Here is a 20,757-nt window from a genome sequence, read left to right as displayed (position 1 = left end):
GGGGTGTGGGGGTGTAAGGGTATGAGGGTTTGCTTTATATTCACCACTCATGACTTATTACTTATTACTTATTACTCATTACTCATTACTCAGCACTCAGCACTCATTACTCACCACTCACCACTCTTAAACTAATATCTTTCCGTCACTTGCACACGAATACGAGAGGTGGGACAACGCCAATCATCACCGGAGACATTTTGACAACCAGCTCTTTGCATAGCATCATAAGGTACACCAGGAGCAGAATAACGCCATCTTCCTTCCGGTGTCGGCCCAGAACGTGCGCGTAAGTCTATATACCTAACTCCACGGTTGCGATCGCGATCGCGAGAATCTCTCCACTGATCCCGTCTTTCATCCCGAATCTGCACACGGATGCGCCGACTAGGACAACGCCAATCATCGCCGGAGACATTTTGACAACCAGCTCTTTGCATGGCTTCGTAAGGTATACCAGGAGCAGAATAACGCCATCTTCCTTCCGGTGTCGGCCCAGAACGTGCGCGTAATTCTATATACCGTCCCCTACCTCTTCTGTCTCGATTACCCTCCCAATCGTCTCTGTCGTAGACATCATAGCGATTATCTCTATCATCATCATCATCTCTGTCATATCGATCATCTCTGTCGTCTCTATCTCTCCGATATCGACAAATTCTCGCCGCCTCCCGTGTGGAAACACCACGGTCTCTGAGGTTTTGGATACAATCTCCTAATGACTCTTCGGCGAAGGCTGGCTGTTGTGGTAACAATAACTCTGTGGATGCGATCGCACCACCTAGTGAGGCTAGAGCAAAGATAGATGCGTTAGCAATATTTTTAAGTTTTAAGAACATAGTCTTACTCCTCACCACATGGAAATGTGGCGAATATTTGGTTGTTTCTAGAATCTACTGTGGGTCTGTTTTGAGACTTCCTACAAATGGATCACCCGATAGACTGATTTTGTTGCCGGTTTTAATAACTTTTAATACTTACGTAAGTATCTCAAGCTGATTCCCTCAATCGTCGTTCTTGATTACGTTGTTGTAGATTATACATATGATTAAATAAGTGCCAGCAATATTCTTCCGGTAATCCGCAGGTAACTGCACCACGCAGTACAACGTTAAAGTACCAGTCATTAGGTGCGGCTTCTTCTGCTAGCTTGTCTACCACTATGTAGGTGCGAACATCTTGATAAACTTGGTCTTGACAGTGAATATTGACTAATTCCTGACGGTAAAGACCTTGTGCTACGCCTTCCCGTTTATCTAAATATTCACTGAGTCGCCAGGGTAGTTGATACAGTACACCCTTGACGCTGGCTTTCGGGTCTGTAACTATATCTAAAACACCACATTTGCGAGTTGGGGAATAGACATAAAACCCTAGTCTGTAACCTTGTAAGATACTGGGGCCGATTACATAATGATGGGTGTTTTCTCCTAGCGATCGCTTCAAGTCCACTGGACACATACACGACCCATAGGCGAAATAGTAAAACGTCGGCTCTTTTTGTAGCGGTTGTGGCAATTTTGGCTCTAACTTTACAGGATGATGAGATTGTACCCAAATGTGGGGTTGATGTCCGCTTTGATGACTCATGTATCCCTAGAGATATGTACTGCTAGTCAAGATTCTAGTATATAAGCATTTAAAATACAACTATATCCTGATAGACAAACCGTAGTTTGTTTGGTAATTTATAATTTTCATACCAATTTAATATGAAGCTGCATAGAAAAGAACTTCTAAAATAAAGTGATAAGAAGAGATGGAAATTACCTGTTCAGATGTTAATTTCTCGAACAATTGTTGTAGGCGATTGCGTAAGTCTTGCAAGTCAGAAAACAGTTCATTCTTGAGAGATTTTTTGAGAAACTGCCATAGCCTTTCAATGGGATTAAGCTCAGGAGCATGAGGTGGTTGCAGCAGGGGAATAATATTTTCAGGCCAATTAATCGCACTACTGATATGAGCAGGAGCTTGGTCTATTTGTAAAATTGCATCATCTGAACCTAGTTGTTGCGATAACCAGTCTAAAAACTGTTGAAAATACTCACCATTGAGATGCGGATATTCTTGCTGAAAATGTTGTCCTGTTAATGGTTCAATTGCACCATAAATCCAAACATTTTCTCTTGCTCATTTCACTGCTACAGTTGGTTTGACTCCAGCGGCCGTAATTACTTTTCCCGTTAAAGTTTTTAATCCCACCCTGGTTTCATCCTGACACAGATAATGAATACACTTTCCTGGTGCTAGATGTTTTTCTAGCCTCTCAATCATGATACCGAGTTTTTTTAAACTCAGATACTAACTTCTCATCCTGCCTATGGCTTTGTGGACGTGGTGCTTTGAGCTTTGCTCCTAATTTATATCTCACTAACGCATATACTGTTGCATACTCTACTTCCAGTCCCTGTTCTTTTTTTAACCACTCCACTATTGCGCCATAGCTACTAAAGCCTTTTCCTGTTTTTAACTCCTCTGTTAGTGCCGCGATCGCTACTTCATCAATTTTTTGTTTTGCTCCCGGAGCTTTTTTAATTTCTAATAATTCATCTATCTCTGTTCTGTCACTCTCCGAAAACTTTTGCCCTTTCTGAATTCTATAGCTTTTGTATAACAAGCGTTTGCGCGATTATTTTCTAATAACAAATACAAAACCAACTTTTTTCTAATAGTATAGCTTGTATTGATTGCCTCATAGGGCTTCTAGCGATTTCCCTCCCGGAAAGTGACAAAAGCGGGGTATCTGAACTGTATATGCTTATCATCTCTCTATTTTCCTCTCTTATTTTTTACCCATTCACGAAATAATTTCACCAATTCTAAATAGTCCATTGTCTCAGCTTGTTGTAAGAAATTAGCAATTTCTGGAATGGGTAAATTGACAAAAAACTGACTATTTGTACAGGTAATATAAACGTTATTTTGTAATTGTTTAATTACTAAAGACTCACCATTATAAATCCAAACTTCTGCAACACCCAAATCTGCATAGACTTGGAGACGATTTTGAGAACCACTAGTGACATCAATTTCCACAACTAAATCGGGTGCGGGATCTTGTGCTAAGTCTAATCGTTTTTTTCCCCGAATCAAGGCAATATTACGGATGTAGAAACATTCGTCTGGTTCTGCACCACTTATTTCAGGACGCTTTAATGTAGTCGAACCCAACGGTTCTATGCTTATTTCCAGTTCTTCTGCAATTGTCTCAACAAAACGTCCTGCGACTTTTTTAAACCTTTCATGTTCTGGGGAAGGGGACATAATTTCTAGATTCCCACGATTATAAGTCAATCTGAGACGGCGATCGCTCAATTCTGCCAACAGTGTTTCATAAGTCTGCCAGCTAATTCCCGATAGGTGAATCATTTCATTCGGTGGTGTCAGCAATGTCGCAGTCATAGGTTCAACCGAAAATCTCTTGGTTTTATTCTAGAGGATGAAACAAAAGAAAGATACTACATACTATATGCAGGACTCACGTACAGAGGTTATCTGTTAAGCAGTGGTGTAAGAGGTTTAAGGATTTAACCCACACTCCTATTCCCTATATACGTAAGTAATTTCAACCATCAATTAAAATTCCTAAAGAATCATCTGTTAATTACATTTTTAGCAAGAATTTCAACAGTAAATATACAGAGATATAATACTTTTTATCATTGATATTTTACCTAAGAATTCACATCATCTTTTTAGAACGTTTATTCAATAAACAGTAAATTAGTATCGTTATGATTTGGCGATACTAAGACTATGCTAAAAAACCTTAAACATACTCTCACACTCATACCATTGTCCTTGGGAACACTCGCCATAACTGGATTTATCCAACCAGCGATGGCCGTTAATTTAGGAATAGCACAGGACTATAATGTTTTTGTCTTTGGAGACATGAATCAAAGTTCAGATTCCGAAGGTCGTGTTGCTGTAGGAGGAAATGCAACATTTACTAACTTTGGTATTGCAGACCGTCTGACTAACTCCAATGGGACAGATACTCGTCTAGTTGTTGGTGGTAATTTAACTTACAATAACGGTCAAATTTTTGGCGGTAATGCTGTTGTTGGTGGGACTGTTAAGACTCCCGTTTATTTCAATTGTTCTCCTAATTGCGGTGTTAAATCAGGTCAATTGATTGATTTTAATACTGCACGTCAAGAATTAACTAATCTTTCTGGATATTTAGGCGGATTAACCTCAACAAATACTACCGAATATAAATGGGGCGGGATTATCCTCACAGGAAACAACAGTGATTTGAATGTTTTTACAATTGATGGTTCTAAATTTTCCAGCAGCAGTTATTTAGATTTGAAAGGAGTGGGTAGTAATTCCACGGTGATTCTGAACATTTTAGGAAGTAGCATTGATATTAAATATTTTGGGTTAAATTACTTTGGCGCAAATAAACAAAACGTCTTGTTTAACTTTGTGGATGCTACTCAAATTAACACCACAGGTTTTTCATTCCAGGGTAGTGTATTGGCGACCAAAGCTAATGTTAATTTCTCGAATGGAAATGTAGAAGGAACTTTAGTAGCTTCCTCACTATCTGGTACTGGTGAATTCCACAATGTACCGTTTACAGGTAATCTTCCCAGTCCACCAAAGCCACAACCGCCCATTGAAGAACCAGAACTAGAAGAACCAGAAACAACCGCAGTTCCAGAACCAGGTATGGTTTTCGGTCTATTTTTCCTCGGAACTGTAGCGAGATTCTTCCGCCGTTCTAGAGTATAGGGACTTCCAACTTAAAAAATATACTATCACTTTGAAGGCAAGGGAGCAGGGGGAGCAGGGGGAAAAAGCACGATGTCTTCTCGCAGAAATTGGATAATTTATTTTCTGGAAGTACCATAGCTAAATTTTGAGCGTTGCTGAATTTAGGGTTTTCTCCGCACCATTATGCAACGCTAAATTGTGAATTTTCCCCAGGGCTTGACGCTGGCTCAATTAGCAATGACCATTAACTAATAACCAATGACTAATAACTAATAACTAATGATTAACATTGCTGTTGTTGGGGTTGGACGCTGGGGAGTGCATCTACTGCGGAATTTTTTAGCACTACCCCAAGTTAATGTTGTGGCGGTAGTAGATCCCCACGCAGACAGGTTGGCGGTAGTGCAGCAGCAATTTAATTTAGATAAAAAAATCTTATTGACGACCAAGTGGCAAGATTTACAGCAATTATCAGATTTGACAGCAGTTGCGATCGCTACACCAGCAACTACCCATTATGCTTTAGTTAAAGATGCTCTCAACTGGGGTTGTCATGTCCTAGCAGAAAAGCCTCTAACTCTTGAACCAGGAGAATGTCAAGAACTTTGCCAATTGGCAGATCAGCAAAAATTAATCCTCATGGTTGACCACACCTATTTATTTCACCCAGCCGTTGCGGAAGGAAAAACTGTAGTCCAAGCAGGTAAATTAGGTGATTTGCGTTACGGTTATGCAGCCCGTACCCATTTAGGCCCTGTGCGCCAAGATGTTGATGTACTGTGGGATTTAGCCATTCATGATATTGCCATCTTTAACAACTGGTTAGGTCAAACACCCACCAGCGTCCAGGCTACGGGTAAGGTTTGGTTGCAAAGTCAGGGTAATACAGAAATTAACCACTTCCCATCAGGATTAGCTGATTTAGTCTGGGTAACACTTACTTACCCAGATGGATTTCAAGCCTATATTCACCTATGCTGGTTAAACCCTGACAAACAGCGTCGGTTAGCTGTTGTAGGTAGCCTTGGTACTTTGGTATTTGATGAAATGTCATCATCATCACCCTTAACTTTATTACATGGTGAATTTGAACGTCAGGAAAATCTATTTTTACCGATAAATCAAAGTCAAGAAACGCTGGAATTAGAGAAAGGAGAACCTTTAAACAGAGTTTGCAGCACCTTTGTCTCATCCATCCTGCAAAACACTCCACCCACAATTTCATCAGGTTGGGTAGGTACAGAGTTAGTTAAAATTCTTTCTGCACTCACTGCTTCTCTTAATCAAGGTGGACAAGAAATTTGTCTTAATGGTCAATAGTCAATAGTCAATAGTCATTGGGGAATAGGGAACAAAATACAGAATCTTTCATTTTGAATTTTGAATTGATTAGTCACTACTCACTACTCATTACTCACTACTCATTACTCATTACTCATTACTCAGCACTCACCACTCATTTCTGAACAGGTTGAGGAGTTAATTGGGATTGAGTGGACTTATACAAAGTGTTTCCGTGAACTAGAGTTGGTTCTGAGTGTGGGGTATAAGTATTTTCATGGGGAATTTCTAGATTTTCTAAACTTTCTTCTTTGACTGGTGAGGGTTTTGATATTTCAATCAGAGGTAAAGAAATTTTTACTGTAGTACCTTTGTTGATACCTGCACTTTCTAGAGTGATTGTACCGCCCATCAGTTCTATTAAGTTACGGGAAATGGCTAACCCTAAACCTGTACCTTCACATTTGCGTGTGTTATTGCCATCTACCATGACATAGGGACGAAATAGTTTTTGCTGTTGAGATGGTTCGATTCCTAAACCTGTATCTGTGATGGTGACGGTAACTTGAGATTTACCATTAATCTTATGCAAAGATGTGGAAATTGTGATCCCGCCTTCATCGGTGAACTTAGTGGCGTTACCAATGATATTGATTATTACTTGTTTGAGTTTGGCTGCGTCTGCTTTGACAGGAATCGATTCTGTTCCTAAACTAGTTTTGAGTTGCAAACCTTTATGTTGAACATTTACTGATTGTAAATTAATCACTTCTAGTAGGATTTGTCTCAAATCTAGGGGTTCTGTAACTACGGAGAGTTTACCCGCTTCAATTCTCGAAATATCTAGTAACTCGTTAATAATTCCTAGTAAATGAATAGCCGTTTCATCAGCACGTTCGAGAAATTCCAGTTCTTCTTCCCGACTATCACACATATCATCTTTGACAAAGCGGATGGAGTTGATGATGATGTTTAGTGGATTGCGTAGTTCGTGGGAAGTTGTGGCTAAAAATTGACTTTTAATTTGATTGGCTGTTTTAGCTTCTTTCCAAGCAGTTTCTAGTTCTTCTGACCAAGCTTTGAGGCGATAAACCATTTGGTCTAAGGCTTGTGATAGCTGGTTAAATTCGCGAATTTGGAAGTTATGGGGGATGGGATTAGCGGCGTGGTGGCTGTGAATATTTAAAGCATAGTCTCGTAATGCTTCAACGGGGTTAGCTAAATAGGGGGCTAAGTACAACGATGCTAATAAACTCGCACCAATTAAACCCACGGTTAAAACAATCAAAATTAGTTTGATTTCTTCTAAACCTAATAGGGCGTTATCTACAGTTGTCACTGCTAAAACTACCCACTTTTTGGCTTTTTGTTTAGTGATGGGATCATTAATAGCTGTATAACCTGCAACTAACTCTCTACCATCTCGAAAAGACAAATTGATAGACTCATTTTTGCCAGCGATCGCATTTTTGACAATGCTGTTAAGTTGGGCTGCATCTGGATGTTCTCTGATATTGCTACCGACTAAATCGGCTACAGGATGGGCTAATATCGTCCCATCTTCAGCAATGACGAGGGTTGAACCGGTGAGAGAACCTGCTTGTGGTTTAGTTTGTTCGTATAACGCTGATTGCAAACTCAAGGCATACCGCAATTCCCCAGAACCATTGTCAACGGGTGTAGAGAGAACTAATTCTAGTTGTTGACGCGGATTTTTGGATCTGGTGGTTCCTGGCTTTTGCGGCGGGACAGTGCGGATTTCTACTCCATCCCTGGGAAAAGGTAACACAATTTTGGCGATCGCTTGATTACCGCAACTACTTGCCACAATTTCACCATTCTGCACATTAGTCAACTGCAAGCACTCGACGTATTTGGGTAGTTGTTGCGTCAATTGGGCGAGAAATGTTTGAATTTCTGTTGGTGATCCCGACTGCACAACTGTGGTGCGACTAGCGATTAATAAACTAGTTTTCAGATTTGCGATCGCATTAACAATTTTTTCCCCTTTGATTACAGCACTATCAGTCAAATTTTGTCGTGCAGTTTTCAACAAACTAGAACGCGCCTTATTCAAAGCTGCTAGCTGTCCGATAAATAAAACAGGCACAAACAGCAACAAAATTCTCGTTACTAAAATACGTCTAAAAGATGATTGACGGGGATTAGCCATCGAGCGTCTCACTTCACAACTGCAAAACCACAACAGCCTAGATATGTAAATAAACCGGCCAAAGGAGACATTTTATGAATTTATCCACACTTTGTAATCAGCCCCCAAAGTTATCAAAGATGGAATGAATAAACAGCTATGAGCTATACCAAAAATTTTAGCGGGTAGATGTGAGATGGACTTGTGCTGCATATTAATCAAGTATCGCTGGGAATAACTTCCAATCAAAAGGACAAAATTTATATTTAATTCACCGTGCCATGATGCGGTCACTTGCTACTGCTCAGGGATATGGTATTTTTGTTTCTGCCATCATCTACAAGTTAAGTTCCAAAAACTCCACCCGTAAACTAACCCAATGGTGCAAAATCGTCCACATACGACAGTAGTTTTAGCCATGAGTGCAGATGGCAAAATAGCAGATTTTCGGCGATCGCCTGCTCGATTTGGCTCAAATGTAGATAGAACACACCTAGAAGAACAGATTGCTACTGCTGACGCTGTATTATTGGGTGCAGGTACCATCCGGGCTTATGGCACAACAATGACCATATCACAAACGACGCTCCTGCAACATCGACAGCAAGAGGGTAAACCTACCCAGCCGATTCATATAGTTACTACACACTCTGGTCAGATAAATCCGGAAATTCGCTTTTTTCAGCAATCAATTCAACGCTGGTTATTGACAACGACCACAGGCGCGCAATTTTGGCGACAAAGACCAGAATTTGAAAAAATTTTAGCTTTTACTGCACCAAAAGGCAACCTAGACCTACTTGCCGCTTTACAAGAATTAGTCTTTTTAGGTATATCACGCTTGCTAGTCTTGGGTGGAGGAACATTAGTAGCTTCTATGCTGGAGTCAGACTTAATAGATGAATTATGGCTGACGGTTTGCCCATTAATTTTAGGTGGTGAGACTGCACCCACACCAGTAGAAGGACAAGGATTTATGTCTCAACTAGCTCCTCGGTTGCAACTTTTAGAAGTGAAAACCATTGACCAAGAAGTTTTTCTCCATTATCGCCTGCAACGATAACGTAGATTAGATTACGCTATTGATTGGGAATGGGGCATGGGGCATTGGGCATTGGAAAAAATCTACCTTGTCCCCAGTCCCCAGTCCCCAGTCCCCAATCCCCAGTCCCCAACCCCCAGTCCCCAAAAATGGTAGAAAAACTCAAGCCGCGTTATTCTAGCGTTTGGATCAACAAAGTTGCAGAAGTCCCTCAAGATGCTTGGGATGCTTTAGCCTTACCCCAGAAAACTCCTTTTTTGGAGTGGAATTGGTTGCATAATCTGGAAAGTTCCCACAGTGCTACAGCTAAAACTGGTTGGCTACCCAATCATTTAACCCTGTGGCGCGACAGAACCTTAATTGCTGCTGCTGTTTTGTACCTGAAAGGCCATAGTTATGGTGAATTTGTCTTTGATCACCAATGGGCAGAGTTGGCAGAACGCATAGGTGTACAATACTACCCGAAACTTTTGGGGATGACTCCATTTACCCCAGCTGAAGGTTATCGATTTTTAATTGCACCAGGGGAAGATGAGGCGGAAATTACCGCAATGATGGTACATGAAATTGATGCCTTTTGTATCAAAAACCGGATTTCTGGCTGTCATTTTCTCTATGTTGATCCTGAATGGCGACCAGTTTTAACACAAACAGGTTTCACCCCTTGGTTGCATCATAGTTATATTTGGGAAAATTCAGGATTTGAGAATTTTGATGATTATTTGGCGGTGTTTAATGCTAACCAACGTCGCAATATTAAACGAGAACGTAAAGCAGTAGAAAAAGTAGGCTTAAAACTCAAGCCTGTAACTGGGGATGATATTCCTAAATCTTTGTTCTCCTTAATGTACGATTTTTATGCTGATACCTGCGATAAGTTTGGCTGGTGGGGAAGTAAATATCTCACAAAACAATTTTTTGAGCAGTTACACCATAATTATCGTCATCGAGTGGTATTTTTTGCCGCTCAAAGCGAAGAAGATGAACGTCACCCCGTGGGAATGTCTTTTTGCTTATTTAAAGACGATAGATTATACGGACGCTATTGGGGTAGCTTTCAAGAAATCGATAGTTTACATTTTGATGCTTGCTATTATGCACCGATTGAATGGGCGATCGCTAACGGTATCCAATTATTTGATCCCGGTGCAGGCGGCAGACATAAAAAACGCCGTGGATTCCCTGCTACGCCTAATTACAGTTTGCACAGATTCTATAATGGTCGTCTATCACAGATTTTATTGCCCTACATTCATGAAGTAAACCAACTAGAACAGCAAGAAATTGCCGCCATTAATGCCGAGTTACCTTTTAGTAAACAAAATCCATCAACCTAGTAATTGGTAATTAATTGGTAACTGTTAGCTGAGAAAGATTTACACTTGATCTGTAGTGTAAAAACTCGGAATAGATAAATTTAGTTTTGAGACCGATTATGGATTTGATATTAGAAAATTTGGCGGCAATTGATGATAGGCTTTCTCAGCGTCACATTGACCTTGATCCCTATGGATATTTCATTATCTATTTAGACCGGGCAGAAGGTTTAATCTATGCCAAACATTTTACAAACATCATTGATGACCGTGGTTTAGCTGTAGATCCCGTAACCGGAAAAGTCATTCCTGCTAAGGGTAAGGTGGAACGCACCCACACCACAGTATTTAGTGGGAGAACAGCCAAAGAATTAAGTGTGAGAATTTTTGAAGAAACTCAGCCCTGTCCTGTCAGTCAGCTAGACCACGCTGCTTATTTAGGTCGTGAATTTGTCCGCGCAGAAGCCGCTTTAGTCACAGGGCAAGAGTATATTCAAGACTAAGGCGAAAGTAAAAAGGCAAAAGTAAAAAGATTTTTTTGCCTTTTGCCTTTTGCCTTTTGCCCTTTCTACCCTTCCGACGATGGTTGAACTGCTAAATAAATATAGTAAGTCGCCATTGGGATAATAGTGGCGGCGATTAATAGTCCCACTACCCAAGCTGTGGCGTTACCTTTGTCAGTTTCTTCAGCTTTTTTGAAAGTTCCTTCTACCTGTACTTTGTCAACGATTTGCGGGGGGCCGGGATCAGGTTGACCGGAGAGAACTGCAACTAGGCGATCGCTAGCATCCAAAAATGCCTGATTATATTTATTACCATCGCGCAAGGGTGCAGCTAATGTTTCTTCCGCTACACTGGTTGCAATTTCATCTGTTAGCAGAGATTTCACTTTTTCCCCAGAAATGATTGCTGTACCGTTAGTTACTGTGTCCAGCACTAACAAAGTTTGATTGGCTTTAGCTTCTGAAGTCGGAAACCATCTATCAAACAGTGATTTCGCAAAGCTGTCTGGAGTTTCACCATAATCTAAGCGACGAATTGTCACAAATCTGACTTCGTTTCCAGTGTTCTTAGCCAAGTCATCAAAGTTACCACTAATCTGACCTTCATTGATGCGGCTGATAACTTCACCTTGGTCTACAACCCAAGTCGAATCACCTGCTGTCAGATTGGGTATTTGATAAACACCCGTAGCTAATGCAGAGGTGGCAAATAACGAAGAAGCTAAAATTACCGTCAGTATCGGTAAGATGAGCCTGATAAAAACTTGGTTGAGGAGCTGCTGCATTTGATAATCCTATAATACCGATTAGCATCAAAAATACTATACAACTAATGTCAAAATCACTTATTCCATAGGTTGATCTAATCTGGAAAACCCTTCTTATTTAAGCAATTTACTTGACAGTCTCCAATGAATACTATAGTATTCGAGAATGGAACATAAAATTATTGACTTATTTGCTGGTGCAGGTGGACTAACTACAGGTTTTCACCTTGCAGGTTTTCAATCTTTATGTGCAATTGATGTAGAAGCAAAAGCTTTGATGACCTATAAGCACAATTATCCAAATACAAAGATTGTTCATCAAGACATACGTCAGATTGATGCTTCAGATTTACGCTTATGGTTAGGTTTGCAAAAAGAGGAATTAACAGCACTGATAGGTGGGCCTCCATGCCAAGGATTCTCCAGAAATATTCCTGCTGATTACCGAGATTTGAGTGATCCTCGTAATCAGCTATATCGAACATTTTTAGAATTTGTGAAGGAATTCAGACCACTCTATGTGGTTATAGAAAACGTACCTGAAATTTTGAAAGCTTATGATGGTGTAATTAGACATGAAATTACGAAACAACTGGAAGCACAAGGATATAAAGTCACTTCTGCATCATTAAACTCTGCCCACTATGGAGTACCTCAAACCAGAGCAAGAGCTTTTTTCTTAGCTAGTTTAGATAAATATCTTCAATTTCCTCAGCCTACTCATTCTGGAGATATTAGAAGCGATTACAGAGTCCAAAAATCTTGTCATCAGCTTACTCTTCTAAAGTCAAACATTTCTTCAGTTATCACAGTCCGAGATGCAATAGGAGATTTACCTGCTTTAGATGCAGGTCAGGAGTATGGAGCAGAAATTTATCCTTTTCCGCCGCAAACCCCGTACCAAGAGATGATGCGTAATGGAAGTAAGAAACTCACCAATCACCTTGCTCGCACCTTAAGCCCCATTCAAATGTCAAGAGTGCGTATTCTAGCTGAAGGACAAGATGCTAGAGATTTACCACCTGAGTTAGCTCCTAAAAAGCATTATAGTGGTGCATATGGAAGACTTTACTGGGATAAACCAGCACGAACTATTACAAGGTGGGTTTTTCATCCAGGCTCTGGCAGATTTTTCCATCCAACTCAGAATCGAACAATTACAATTCGTGAAGCTGCAAGACTACACTCTTACCCAGATAAATTTCACTTTTTGGGAACATATACTGAGATGGCTTCTCAAATTGGTGAATCTGTACCTCCGCTTTTAGGGAAAGTCATCGCTGAAACTATTCTTCAAGCACATCGTTAGGAGATTCTGTATTGAGTTGATCTTGTAGAGCAGAAAGAATAGTCCGCACATATCTATCAGGTGTCAGCCTGCTTCGCTCAACTATGATACGAACTGCTTCTGGAGGAACATTTCTAGCTCTAAACAGTTGTTTCTGATTTTTATACCATACCAACTCTGTTTTACCTCCAATACTCCCTTGCAGTCCTTCTCCCGATCTCGCAGTAGTTTTGTTAACCGTCCACGACCATGAAAAAGCATTGGGATCAAATGGATTGAGAGGGAATTCACAGTAAATGTATTCGTACCCTTTGATTGTTTTCAACAATATACCTTCATAGCTATGAATTACACCCTGCACTGCTTGATTCGCCGTGACTTTTTCATTCCAATGCTGAATGATAGCAGATCCTAATTCATCAGGTGAGGATTTTTCTGTTAAGCCAGGAAACCCCAGTTGGTTGGCCTTTTTAATAATATCTGCTCTTTGAATAACAAACCAAAACGTATTGACACTACTAAGATTATTTAACTGAAGAGATTTGAGCGACCAGCCAGTTGAAGTTCTGGAATCAACAGCATCATAAAGGAGTTTGCTACGTCCTAATGCTGGATCTGATAAAGGAATATCTTTCACATAATGGAAAATAGCTTCCCAAGTGTAATCTTCTATTGCGGCAATTACAGGGGATGCTATGGTAGCAACAATAGCTTGTTTTAATCTTTCAATTTCATTTCCCGTCAACATCCAACAATTCCTCTACAGCTTGCAAAAAATTACTCATGGTCAAGCCCAGAGCATTTGTAATGTGATTGAGAACTCTAACTGACGGACTTTTTAGCCCTCTTTCAAGCTGGCTAATATAGGTTCTATGCAAACCTGTCACTTCTGCCAGATATTCTTGTGACCACCCTTTTTCTGTGCGACGGCGTTGTATTTCTAGTCCTAATGTTCGATCTAATTTACTGGGCTGCATGAAATTAAGATTATGGTTTTGAATACAAAAGTGCTACAGACTAAAGTATTCAAATAGTCATCTGATTTTACGAACATCCAGCTAATTCCGATAAATACATCCAGAAGAATATTGAAGAGCGATCGCTCTTCATCACCTAAGATGCTATTTCTGATATCTTAACTAAGATACTTGCAAGTTTATAGTGAATTTTATTGTGTTAACTGCACAAAAGTATGGAAAAGAAACGTTTTCCTGGTTTGAAAACAGAGTTTTATGAGCATCCGTTTGACCAAAAGGCTTTAATGTCTTTGGAGCGAACCCCTGTATTACCTCTATTGTTGAATAAAGTTAATGAGTACGGGATTGATAGATTACTGCGGATGCAAATCACTGGAAGTGAATTCAAAGTTACGCCGCGCAATTTTCCCAGTCTCTATGATGCTTTTACGGAAACCTGCAATATCCTCGATATTACTCCCACCCCAGAACTTTTTCTGTTTCGCGGTACAGGATACATTAAAGCCTACGCTGTTGGGGTAGAAAAACCTGTAGTGGGAATTAATCTGGAGGGTATGGAATGGCTTTCCCATGATGAATTGTTGTTTGTATTCGGACACGAAGTTGCACGCATCAAAGGTAAATACTTGGCATACCAGCAAATGGCGCATATTATGCCAGTGGTGAAAAATTTAATTAGTAGCACCACCTTTGGTATAGGTGGATTAGCGGCTAACGGCATAGAAATTGCTTTATACAACTGGATAATTATGGCTAAATTTACCGCCGATCGCGCTGGTTTATTGGCGTGTCAAAATCTAGATGTGGCGATTACTGCTTTGATGAAATTGGGTGGTTTACCTCAAGAGTATTTAAATGAAGAAACAATTAATGATTTCGTCACCCAAGCGCGTGCTTTTGAATTTACGAATCTCGATAGTTTAGATAAATTTGCTAAGACTTTTAGCTTCATGGAACATCTTCTACCTTGGACAGTCATGAGAGCGTCTGAACTGTTGAAATGGGTAGACTCAGGCGAATATGACAACTTGTTGCAAGGAAAAGAACCCGTTAATCAGCAACCTACAACTTCTGAAGATAATGAAGACTGGAATTTCCTCAACGCCTGGGACGCAACTGAAGAAAGTTAGGATCTATTCTTCTAATTACGAATTACGAATTACGAATTACGAATTACAAATTATATGACCATAATCTTAACTAACGATGACGGGATTGATGCTCCAGGGATTAAGGCTTTGGTGCAAGCTGTAAATGGTCAAAAGTTTATTGTTGCTGCACCCAGGGATCATCAATCTGGTTGTGGTCATCAAGTCACCACCACTCATCCCATTAAATTACAACAGCGTTCGGAATTTGAATATGCGATCGCTGGGACTCCTGCTGATTGTGTCAGAATTGCGGTAACGCATTTATGCCAAGATACTAAATTTGTCTTGTCTGGAATTAATGCTGGCGGTAACTTAGGCGTTGATGCTTATATTTCCGGTACTGTGGCGGCGGTGCGAGAAGCCGCGATGCACGGTATCCCAGGAATTGCGATATCTCACTATCGTAAAGCCAAGCAAAATTTCGATTGGGAATTTGCAGCTAAATTAACCGTGGAAATTTTAGCCGATTTACTGCACCGCCCCCTAGAACCTTGGTGTTTTTGGAATGTGAATTTACCCCATCTCCAACCAGGAGAACCCGAACCAGAGATAGTATTTTGCCAACCATGTAACAAACCCTTACCCGTCAACTATCGCATTGACGGTGATGATTTTTATTATGTCGGTGAATACGGCAAACGCGATCGCACCCCTGGTAGTGATGTTGATGTTTGTTTTTCTGGAAATATTGCAATTACTCAATTAAGGGTATAGGGAATGGGGACGAATCAATTCAAAATTCAAAATTCAAAATTCAAAATGAAGAAGAGTTGGGGAATGGGGAGACAAGGTGGAATAGATTTCCTCACTCACCACTCAAAACTCAGCACTCACTACTCAGCACTCAGCACTCATCACTCTTCCTCATCTAATCCCTGAATTAATGTAGTTAATTTGTCTAAAGTTTGTGTAAGTTGAGTTAGTTTTTGTAGTGAGTCATCTTGAGATTCTGCCAGGCTTTGGACGGCATCACATAAAGCAAATATTTGATAGCCTTGCTGTTGCAATTGTTTACCTTGTGCTTCCACTTGGCAACTAAGATTTTCTAATCTATCTGCTAGACGCTCAATGGTTTCTGTCGTAGAAAGTACAGCTTCTCCAATTTGCTCAACTATAGACTCTAGACGACTAACTTTTATTTCTACTCCAGATGAAATCATATCTTGAATACCCCGGCTGTGAGAGAGCATTGTAATAGTTGAATGACAATAGTAATTTGGTAGTTTAATTGATGAAATACAGCTTTTGATAAATTGCTGTTTCCATACTATTTCTGCATTGTTTTTTACTACTTCTAGCAAATGAGAGAAGTATTTCTATCAATAAACTGATAGTCCCGTTTATTGAATAGGTGTATGTTGGCCTTGTGATATCTAGGAAGGTGCGTCATCTGATGTTTGACCTTCCGAATTTTAGATTTTAAATTTTGGATTATGGAATTGAACCTAAAATCTAAAATTAGTTGACTTAATCATGTCCTTTATACCAGTATTCTTTTTTACAATAAGCTTTACTGGGGTAAGTATTAGATTTTACAATAAAGCAATCTATTGGTAGCACCTTTCAGATGGGATAAATTATTTTCCACATATTAATCTGTATCAACCGTTGTCTACGAGATAGATTTATCTCTCTTTATATTAAGTTAATAAAAATTCATCAACGTTAGAATATTGATAAATATTCAGTAAATATACTGTAAAGTCCTCAAATTATAAATTGATTTCAGTTTATGTACTGATGTCATAACAGTAATATTACTGTCATCTCAGAGAGTGCTGAGTGCTGAGTGCTGAGTGCTGAGTAATGAGTCATGAGTCATGAGTGCTGAGTAATGAGTCGGTGGGTGGTGAGTGGCGACTAATGACTATTGACTAATGACTATTGACTAATGACTAATGACTAATGACTATTGACTAATGACTAATGACTATTGACTAATGACTATTGACTAATGACTAATGACTATTGACTAATGACTATTGACTAATGACTATTGACCCATTGCCTTGTTAACCACACCTGAACATACGGACACTACTACCGTTAGAAATATTAAAATTGCTTAATACTTCGTTACAATGTTCACAACGAGAGGTGAAAAACACAACTCTCGCTGCTGAAATCAAAGGTGAACGACATGAACGGCACAATTCGCGTTGGGAATCTCTTCGGTATCCCTTTTTATATCCATCCGTCATGGTTTCTAGTTCTGGGTTTGGTAACTTGGAGTTATAGCGGTGGACTGATGGCACAATTTCCCCAGTTATCTGGAGGATTGGCTTTAATACTAGGATTGACGACGGCGTTATTGTTGTTTGCTTCTGTCGTCGCCCACGAATTAGGACATAGCTTTGTCGCCATTCGCCAAGGTATTAATGTCAACTCAATCACATTGTTTATCTTTGGTGGTTTGGCGAGTTTAGAAGAAGAATCAAAAACACCAGCCGAAGCCTTTTGGGTAGCGATCGCTGGGCCTTTGGTTAGTCTGTTGTTATGTGGTATCGTCACGGTAATTGGTGTTACTAGTGCGGTATCTGGCCCCTTCGCGGCGATTCTTGGTGTTCTAGCTTCTGTGAACCTCGCACTGGCTTTGTTTAACCTGATTCCTGGCTTACCTTTAGATGGTGGTAATATCCTCAAAGCAATTGTTTGGAAAATTACAGGTAAACCCTACAGAGGTATTACTTTTGCTAGTCGAGTCGGACAAATTTTTGGTTGGGTAGCGATCGCTTCTGGTTTAATTCCTCTATTCTTATTTGGTAGTTTTGCTAACTTCTGGAATCTATTAGTTGGGTTCTTCTTAGTGCGAAATGCTGGTAACGCCGCGCAATTTGCTAGAGTGCAAGAGAAACTCACAGGATTGACAGCAGCCGACGCAGTCACAGTTGATAGTCCGATTGTTGCTGCTGATTTAAGTTTAAGAGAGTTTGCAGACCAACAAATTGTGTTAGGTAACAACTGGCAACGGTTTTTAGTCACTAACAATGAAGGACAATTAGTAGGTGCGATCGCACTAGATGACTTACGCCGTATCAACACAGCATTGTGGTCAGAAACTCAAGTCAAAGATGTGATGCGACCAACTCCATCTACTACTATCCCATCCCATCAACCATTACTAGAAGTAGTACAGTTACTCGAACAGCAACAAATATCAGCACTTCCCGTAATTCGTGATAATGGCGTACTAGTGGGGATTTTAGAAAAAGCTGCCATCATACACCTACTGCAAAGCAGCACCGAACCTAGTCTTGCATAGTTTTCTCATCGAAAAACGCTCCTTCTCTGACTTCCCTCAGAATTACTGGGGGATTTTTTTAGAGTTCAGAAGTGTCAAAATGTTAAATGTAAACTTTCATCACAAACACACTTATGCCTAAAGCTACTTGGAATGGGGCTGTATTAGCTGAAAGCGACCAAACGATAGTCGTCGAAGGAAATCATTATTTTCCCCCAAATGCAATTAACAAACAATATTTTCAAGAGAGCGAAACACACACAACTTGTCCGTGGAAAGGAGTTGCTAGTTACTACAGTATTGCCGTTGATGGACAAGTCAACAAAGATGCTGCTTGGTACTATCCCAGCACTAAGGAAAAGGCGAAGAATATTGAAGGTTATGTCGCTTTTTGGAAAGGTGTAAAAGTCGAAAATAATTAGAACAATTTTAGGTTTGTAGTAAGGACTTTAGTGCTGAAAACATTAGGACTAAAGTCCTTACTACGAACTTGTTTTTTCAAAAATTCAAGGAAGCACCTAAAATCTGAGATTTTATTTTCCCCTACACCCTTATACCCTTACACCCTTACACCCCTTCCCCTGAGTTAACTGCTAAAAATGCCACCTTAGCGGCTGCTTGTTCGGCGGCTTTAATGGAGCGTCCTTTGCCTTCACCGAGTTTTTTATCATACAACCACACCTCCGCCATGAACCGTTCTTGAGTGCGGTTAGCTTGATTGATTTCCACAACTCGATATTCTGGTAAAACTTTGAATTGCGCTTGTGTCCACTCTTGGAGGGCGGCTTTGTAATTTAATCTGGCGGGATCGAGGCGAATTTCTGCGGCTAGTTGGCGAAAGTGGAAGTCTAACCAAGGGCGAATCAAGTCTAAATTGTTGGTACTGAGGTAAAGCGCGCCTAAAACAGCCTCAAAAGCGTCCGCCAGTCGTGATTCTTGGCCGATTTTATCACTAGTGGCACTACCAGCAACGAGTAAATGTAACTCTAAACCATATTCTCTGGCTAACTGGGCAAGGATGCGATCGCTCACCAACACAGAACGAATCGCCGCAAAATCCCCCACTTGTCCATCGGGATAAGTTTCCCACAAAACCACAGCCGCCGCTAATCGCACCACCGCATCACCAACAAATTCTAGTTGTTCGTAATTAGCAGAATCGGAAACTGTGGGATGAGTCAACGCTAAATCCAATAATTCCCACTTAATTGGTGCAGTGGTGGACAAACCCAACTTTCTTACTAAACTCTCAAGCTGTCGCTGACGACGCGGATAAACAACATTCATTAGTTATTAGTCATTAGTCATTAGTTATTAGTTATTAGTCATTAGTCATGGATTGAGATGGCAAATCGCTTGGTTTTTATTCATGGCGTTGCATATTTTGACATGGGCAAAATTTCTACCCTGTCAAAATTATCTCCTGAGTCATAAGTAAACAGTTGATAGTCGTTGTTATAGACTATGGACTATTGACTAATGACCATTGACCAATGACTAAAAGAGGAGAGAGTTGGTAGTAAGCCGGGTTCTGTTTTCTATGTAGATTGCGCTACAAGAAGGCGGTTATCTATCTGGGACGTTTGTTACCAAACGCCTCTAGCGGCTCTTTTTAAGCGGAACTGGTAAAAGACCAACCATAATTCCTACGGCCTTGCTCCCAACCGGGGTTTACCGAGCCAACGCCTCTCGACGTTGCTGGTGCGCTCTTACCGCACCTTTGCACCCTTACCAAATCTAGGGATTGGGGATTAGGGATTAGGGATTGGGCAATTTCTCACCCAGTCCCCAATCCCCAGTCCCCAGTCCCTAATTCTGGCGGTATCTTTCTGTGGCACTATCCTCACGATCGCTCGCACTGGACGTTATCCAGCAAGTCTGGTCTTTGGGGAGTCCGGACTTTCCTCAAACCAGGATTAACTGATCTGCAACCGCCTACGCCTACTCTCTCCCTAGTTACAGTGTAATCGCCAATGATCGCATCTGTGCTGTTTGATTATTTCTTTTTGTTCCAAGGTAAGGCGTAAGTCCAAGGTAATTTTCTAATGGTGAAGGGACAATCAAGAATGCAGATGGGAGGATATTCTGCACCAGGAGCTAAACCTGCTCTAATTTCTGATAACCGGAGGACAAGTTGTAGCGAAAAGCCTAATTCTTTGCCTCTATTCATGAAATCGCCATACATTTTCTTTTGTGGTGGCCCGCCTTTTTGTAAACCACTAATATTCATCAGTGGTTTTTTGACTGTATAAACCCCAGTTTCTTTATCCCGTTCAAATAAATCTTCGGCGGTGATATTTTCCGTCAATGTTTT

Annotated in this window: 20 protein-coding genes, 1 other RNA gene and 2 pseudogenes; 10 read left to right on the top strand and 13 right to left on the bottom strand. The window is 40.4% G+C overall.

Going from position 1 to position 20,757, the window contains the following annotated elements:
* Positions 1–131: 131 nt before the first annotated feature.
* From CV014_RS22880 to CV014_RS22865, 5 genes and pseudogenes are all read right to left on the bottom strand, one after another.
* The gene (locus tag CV014_RS22880) at positions 132–839 is read right to left on the bottom strand and encodes a hypothetical protein (protein WP_236144123.1); all 708 of its coding nucleotides are present in this window, start codon (positions 837–839) and stop codon (positions 132–134) included.
* Between the two features lie 151 nt (positions 840–990).
* Positions 991–1,590 carry a gamma-glutamylcyclotransferase gene (locus CV014_RS22875; RefSeq protein ID WP_236144122.1) on the bottom strand — a complete coding sequence of 200 codons (600 nt, stop codon included), beginning with the start codon at positions 1,588–1,590 and terminating at the stop codon, positions 991–993.
* 117 nt (positions 1,591–1,707) lie between these two features.
* Positions 1,708–2,115, bottom strand: a pseudogene (locus CV014_RS30720) (transposase); the annotation flags it as partial.
* 151 nt (positions 2,116–2,266) lie between these two features.
* Positions 2,267–2,617, bottom strand: a complete 351-nt coding sequence (locus CV014_RS22870) for a winged helix-turn-helix domain-containing protein (protein ID WP_236144121.1) — start codon at positions 2,615–2,617, stop codon at positions 2,267–2,269.
* 152 nt (positions 2,618–2,769) lie between these two features.
* Complete coding sequence (locus tag CV014_RS22865) at positions 2,770–3,402, bottom strand: Uma2 family endonuclease (RefSeq protein ID WP_236144120.1); 633 nt, start codon at positions 3,400–3,402, stop codon at positions 2,770–2,772.
* 354 nt (positions 3,403–3,756) lie between these two features.
* Here CV014_RS22865 and CV014_RS22860 point away from each other — a divergent pair, with 354 nt between their 5' ends.
* Together CV014_RS22860 and CV014_RS22855 are read left to right on the top strand one after the other, a co-directional pair.
* Complete coding sequence (locus CV014_RS22860) at positions 3,757–4,743, top strand: choice-of-anchor A family protein (RefSeq protein WP_236144119.1); 987 nt, start codon at positions 3,757–3,759, stop codon at positions 4,741–4,743.
* Positions 4,744–5,004: 261 nt separating this feature from the next.
* Positions 5,005–6,045: a Gfo/Idh/MocA family protein gene (locus CV014_RS22855; protein ID WP_236144118.1), complete on the top strand. Its 1,041-nt coding sequence runs from the start codon at positions 5,005–5,007 to the stop codon at positions 6,043–6,045.
* A gap of 136 nt (positions 6,046–6,181) precedes the next feature.
* Here the strand turns inward: CV014_RS22855 and CV014_RS22850 are convergent, their stop codons facing one another.
* Complete coding sequence (locus tag CV014_RS22850) at positions 6,182–8,179, bottom strand: sensor histidine kinase (RefSeq protein WP_236144117.1); 1,998 nt, start codon at positions 8,177–8,179, stop codon at positions 6,182–6,184.
* Positions 8,180–8,537: 358 nt separating this feature from the next.
* On the opposite strand from CV014_RS22850, the gene CV014_RS22845 reads away from it, so the two are divergent.
* From CV014_RS22845 to CV014_RS22835, 3 genes are all read left to right on the top strand, one after another.
* Positions 8,538–9,221, top strand: coding sequence for a RibD family protein (locus CV014_RS22845; protein WP_236144116.1), 684 nt, complete (start codon positions 8,538–8,540; stop codon positions 9,219–9,221).
* Between the two features lie 128 nt (positions 9,222–9,349).
* Complete coding sequence (locus CV014_RS22840) at positions 9,350–10,537, top strand: GNAT family N-acetyltransferase (protein WP_236144115.1); 1,188 nt, start codon at positions 9,350–9,352, stop codon at positions 10,535–10,537.
* Positions 10,538–10,635: 98 nt separating this feature from the next.
* Entirely contained in the window at positions 10,636–11,019 is a 384-nt protein-coding gene (locus tag CV014_RS22835; protein WP_103137764.1) for a DUF4346 domain-containing protein, read from the top strand.
* A gap of 65 nt (positions 11,020–11,084) precedes the next feature.
* On the opposite strand, the gene psb32 is transcribed toward CV014_RS22835, so the two are convergent.
* Positions 11,085–11,804: a photosystem II repair protein Psb32 gene (gene psb32, locus CV014_RS22830; protein WP_236144114.1), complete on the bottom strand. Its 720-nt coding sequence runs from the start codon at positions 11,802–11,804 to the stop codon at positions 11,085–11,087.
* A 148-nt stretch (positions 11,805–11,952) separates the two neighbouring features.
* Here psb32 and CV014_RS22825 point away from each other — a divergent pair, with 148 nt between their 5' ends.
* Positions 11,953–13,095 (top strand): DNA cytosine methyltransferase, encoded by a 1,143-nt coding sequence (locus tag CV014_RS22825; protein WP_236144113.1) that lies wholly within the window; start codon positions 11,953–11,955, stop codon positions 13,093–13,095.
* On the opposite strand, the gene CV014_RS22820 is transcribed toward CV014_RS22825, so the two are convergent.
* Positions 13,073–13,822, bottom strand: coding sequence for a hypothetical protein (locus CV014_RS22820; protein ID WP_236144112.1), 750 nt, complete (start codon positions 13,820–13,822; stop codon positions 13,073–13,075). The genes CV014_RS22825 and CV014_RS22820 overlap by 23 nt on opposite strands.
* On the bottom strand, positions 13,806–14,051 hold the full coding sequence (locus tag CV014_RS22815) for a helix-turn-helix domain-containing protein (protein WP_236144111.1): 246 nt from the start codon (positions 14,049–14,051) through the stop codon (positions 13,806–13,808). The genes CV014_RS22820 and CV014_RS22815 overlap by 17 nt, the downstream gene beginning before the upstream one ends.
* 215 nt (positions 14,052–14,266) lie before the next feature.
* On the opposite strand from CV014_RS22815, the gene CV014_RS22810 reads away from it, so the two are divergent.
* Positions 14,267–15,181, top strand: coding sequence for a M48 family metallopeptidase (locus CV014_RS22810; protein WP_236144110.1), 915 nt, complete (start codon positions 14,267–14,269; stop codon positions 15,179–15,181).
* Between the two features lie 54 nt (positions 15,182–15,235).
* Positions 15,236–15,916 carry a 5'/3'-nucleotidase SurE gene (surE, locus tag CV014_RS22805; protein WP_236144109.1) on the top strand — a complete coding sequence of 227 codons (681 nt, stop codon included), beginning with the start codon at positions 15,236–15,238 and terminating at the stop codon, positions 15,914–15,916.
* Positions 15,917–16,056: 140 nt separating this feature from the next.
* Here the strand turns inward: surE and CV014_RS22800 are convergent, their stop codons facing one another.
* Positions 16,057–16,362, bottom strand: a complete 306-nt coding sequence (locus CV014_RS22800; protein ID WP_192881715.1) for a hypothetical protein — start codon at positions 16,360–16,362, stop codon at positions 16,057–16,059.
* A 980-nt stretch (positions 16,363–17,342) separates the two neighbouring features.
* Between CV014_RS22800 and CV014_RS22795 the strand changes: the two genes are divergently transcribed.
* Both CV014_RS22795 and CV014_RS22790 read left to right on the top strand, forming a co-directional pair.
* The gene (locus CV014_RS22795; RefSeq protein WP_236144108.1) at positions 17,343–18,464 is read left to right on the top strand and encodes a site-2 protease family protein; all 1,122 of its coding nucleotides are present in this window, start codon (positions 17,343–17,345) and stop codon (positions 18,462–18,464) included.
* Positions 18,465–18,577: 113 nt separating this feature from the next.
* The gene (locus CV014_RS22790) at positions 18,578–18,865 is read left to right on the top strand and encodes a DUF427 domain-containing protein (protein ID WP_236144107.1); all 288 of its coding nucleotides are present in this window, start codon (positions 18,578–18,580) and stop codon (positions 18,863–18,865) included.
* 145 nt (positions 18,866–19,010) lie between these two features.
* Here the strand turns inward: CV014_RS22790 and rnc are convergent, their stop codons facing one another.
* The 3 genes and pseudogenes from rnc to CV014_RS22775 form a co-directional block, all read right to left on the bottom strand.
* On the bottom strand, positions 19,011–19,730 hold the full coding sequence (gene rnc, locus CV014_RS22785; protein WP_236144106.1) for a ribonuclease III: 720 nt from the start codon (positions 19,728–19,730) through the stop codon (positions 19,011–19,013).
* A 217-nt stretch (positions 19,731–19,947) separates the two neighbouring features.
* Positions 19,948–20,392: RNase P RNA component class A (gene rnpB, locus CV014_RS22780), an RNA gene on the bottom strand.
* A gap of 47 nt (positions 20,393–20,439) precedes the next feature.
* A pseudogene (locus CV014_RS22775) lies at positions 20,440–20,757 on the bottom strand (hypothetical protein); the annotation flags it as partial.

This window comes from Nostoc sp. CMAA1605 (assembly GCF_021596505.1).
Taxonomy (GTDB): Bacteria; Cyanobacteriota; Cyanobacteriia; order Cyanobacteriales; family Nostocaceae; genus Trichormus.
This window is presented reverse-complemented; position numbering and strand designations above follow the sequence as displayed.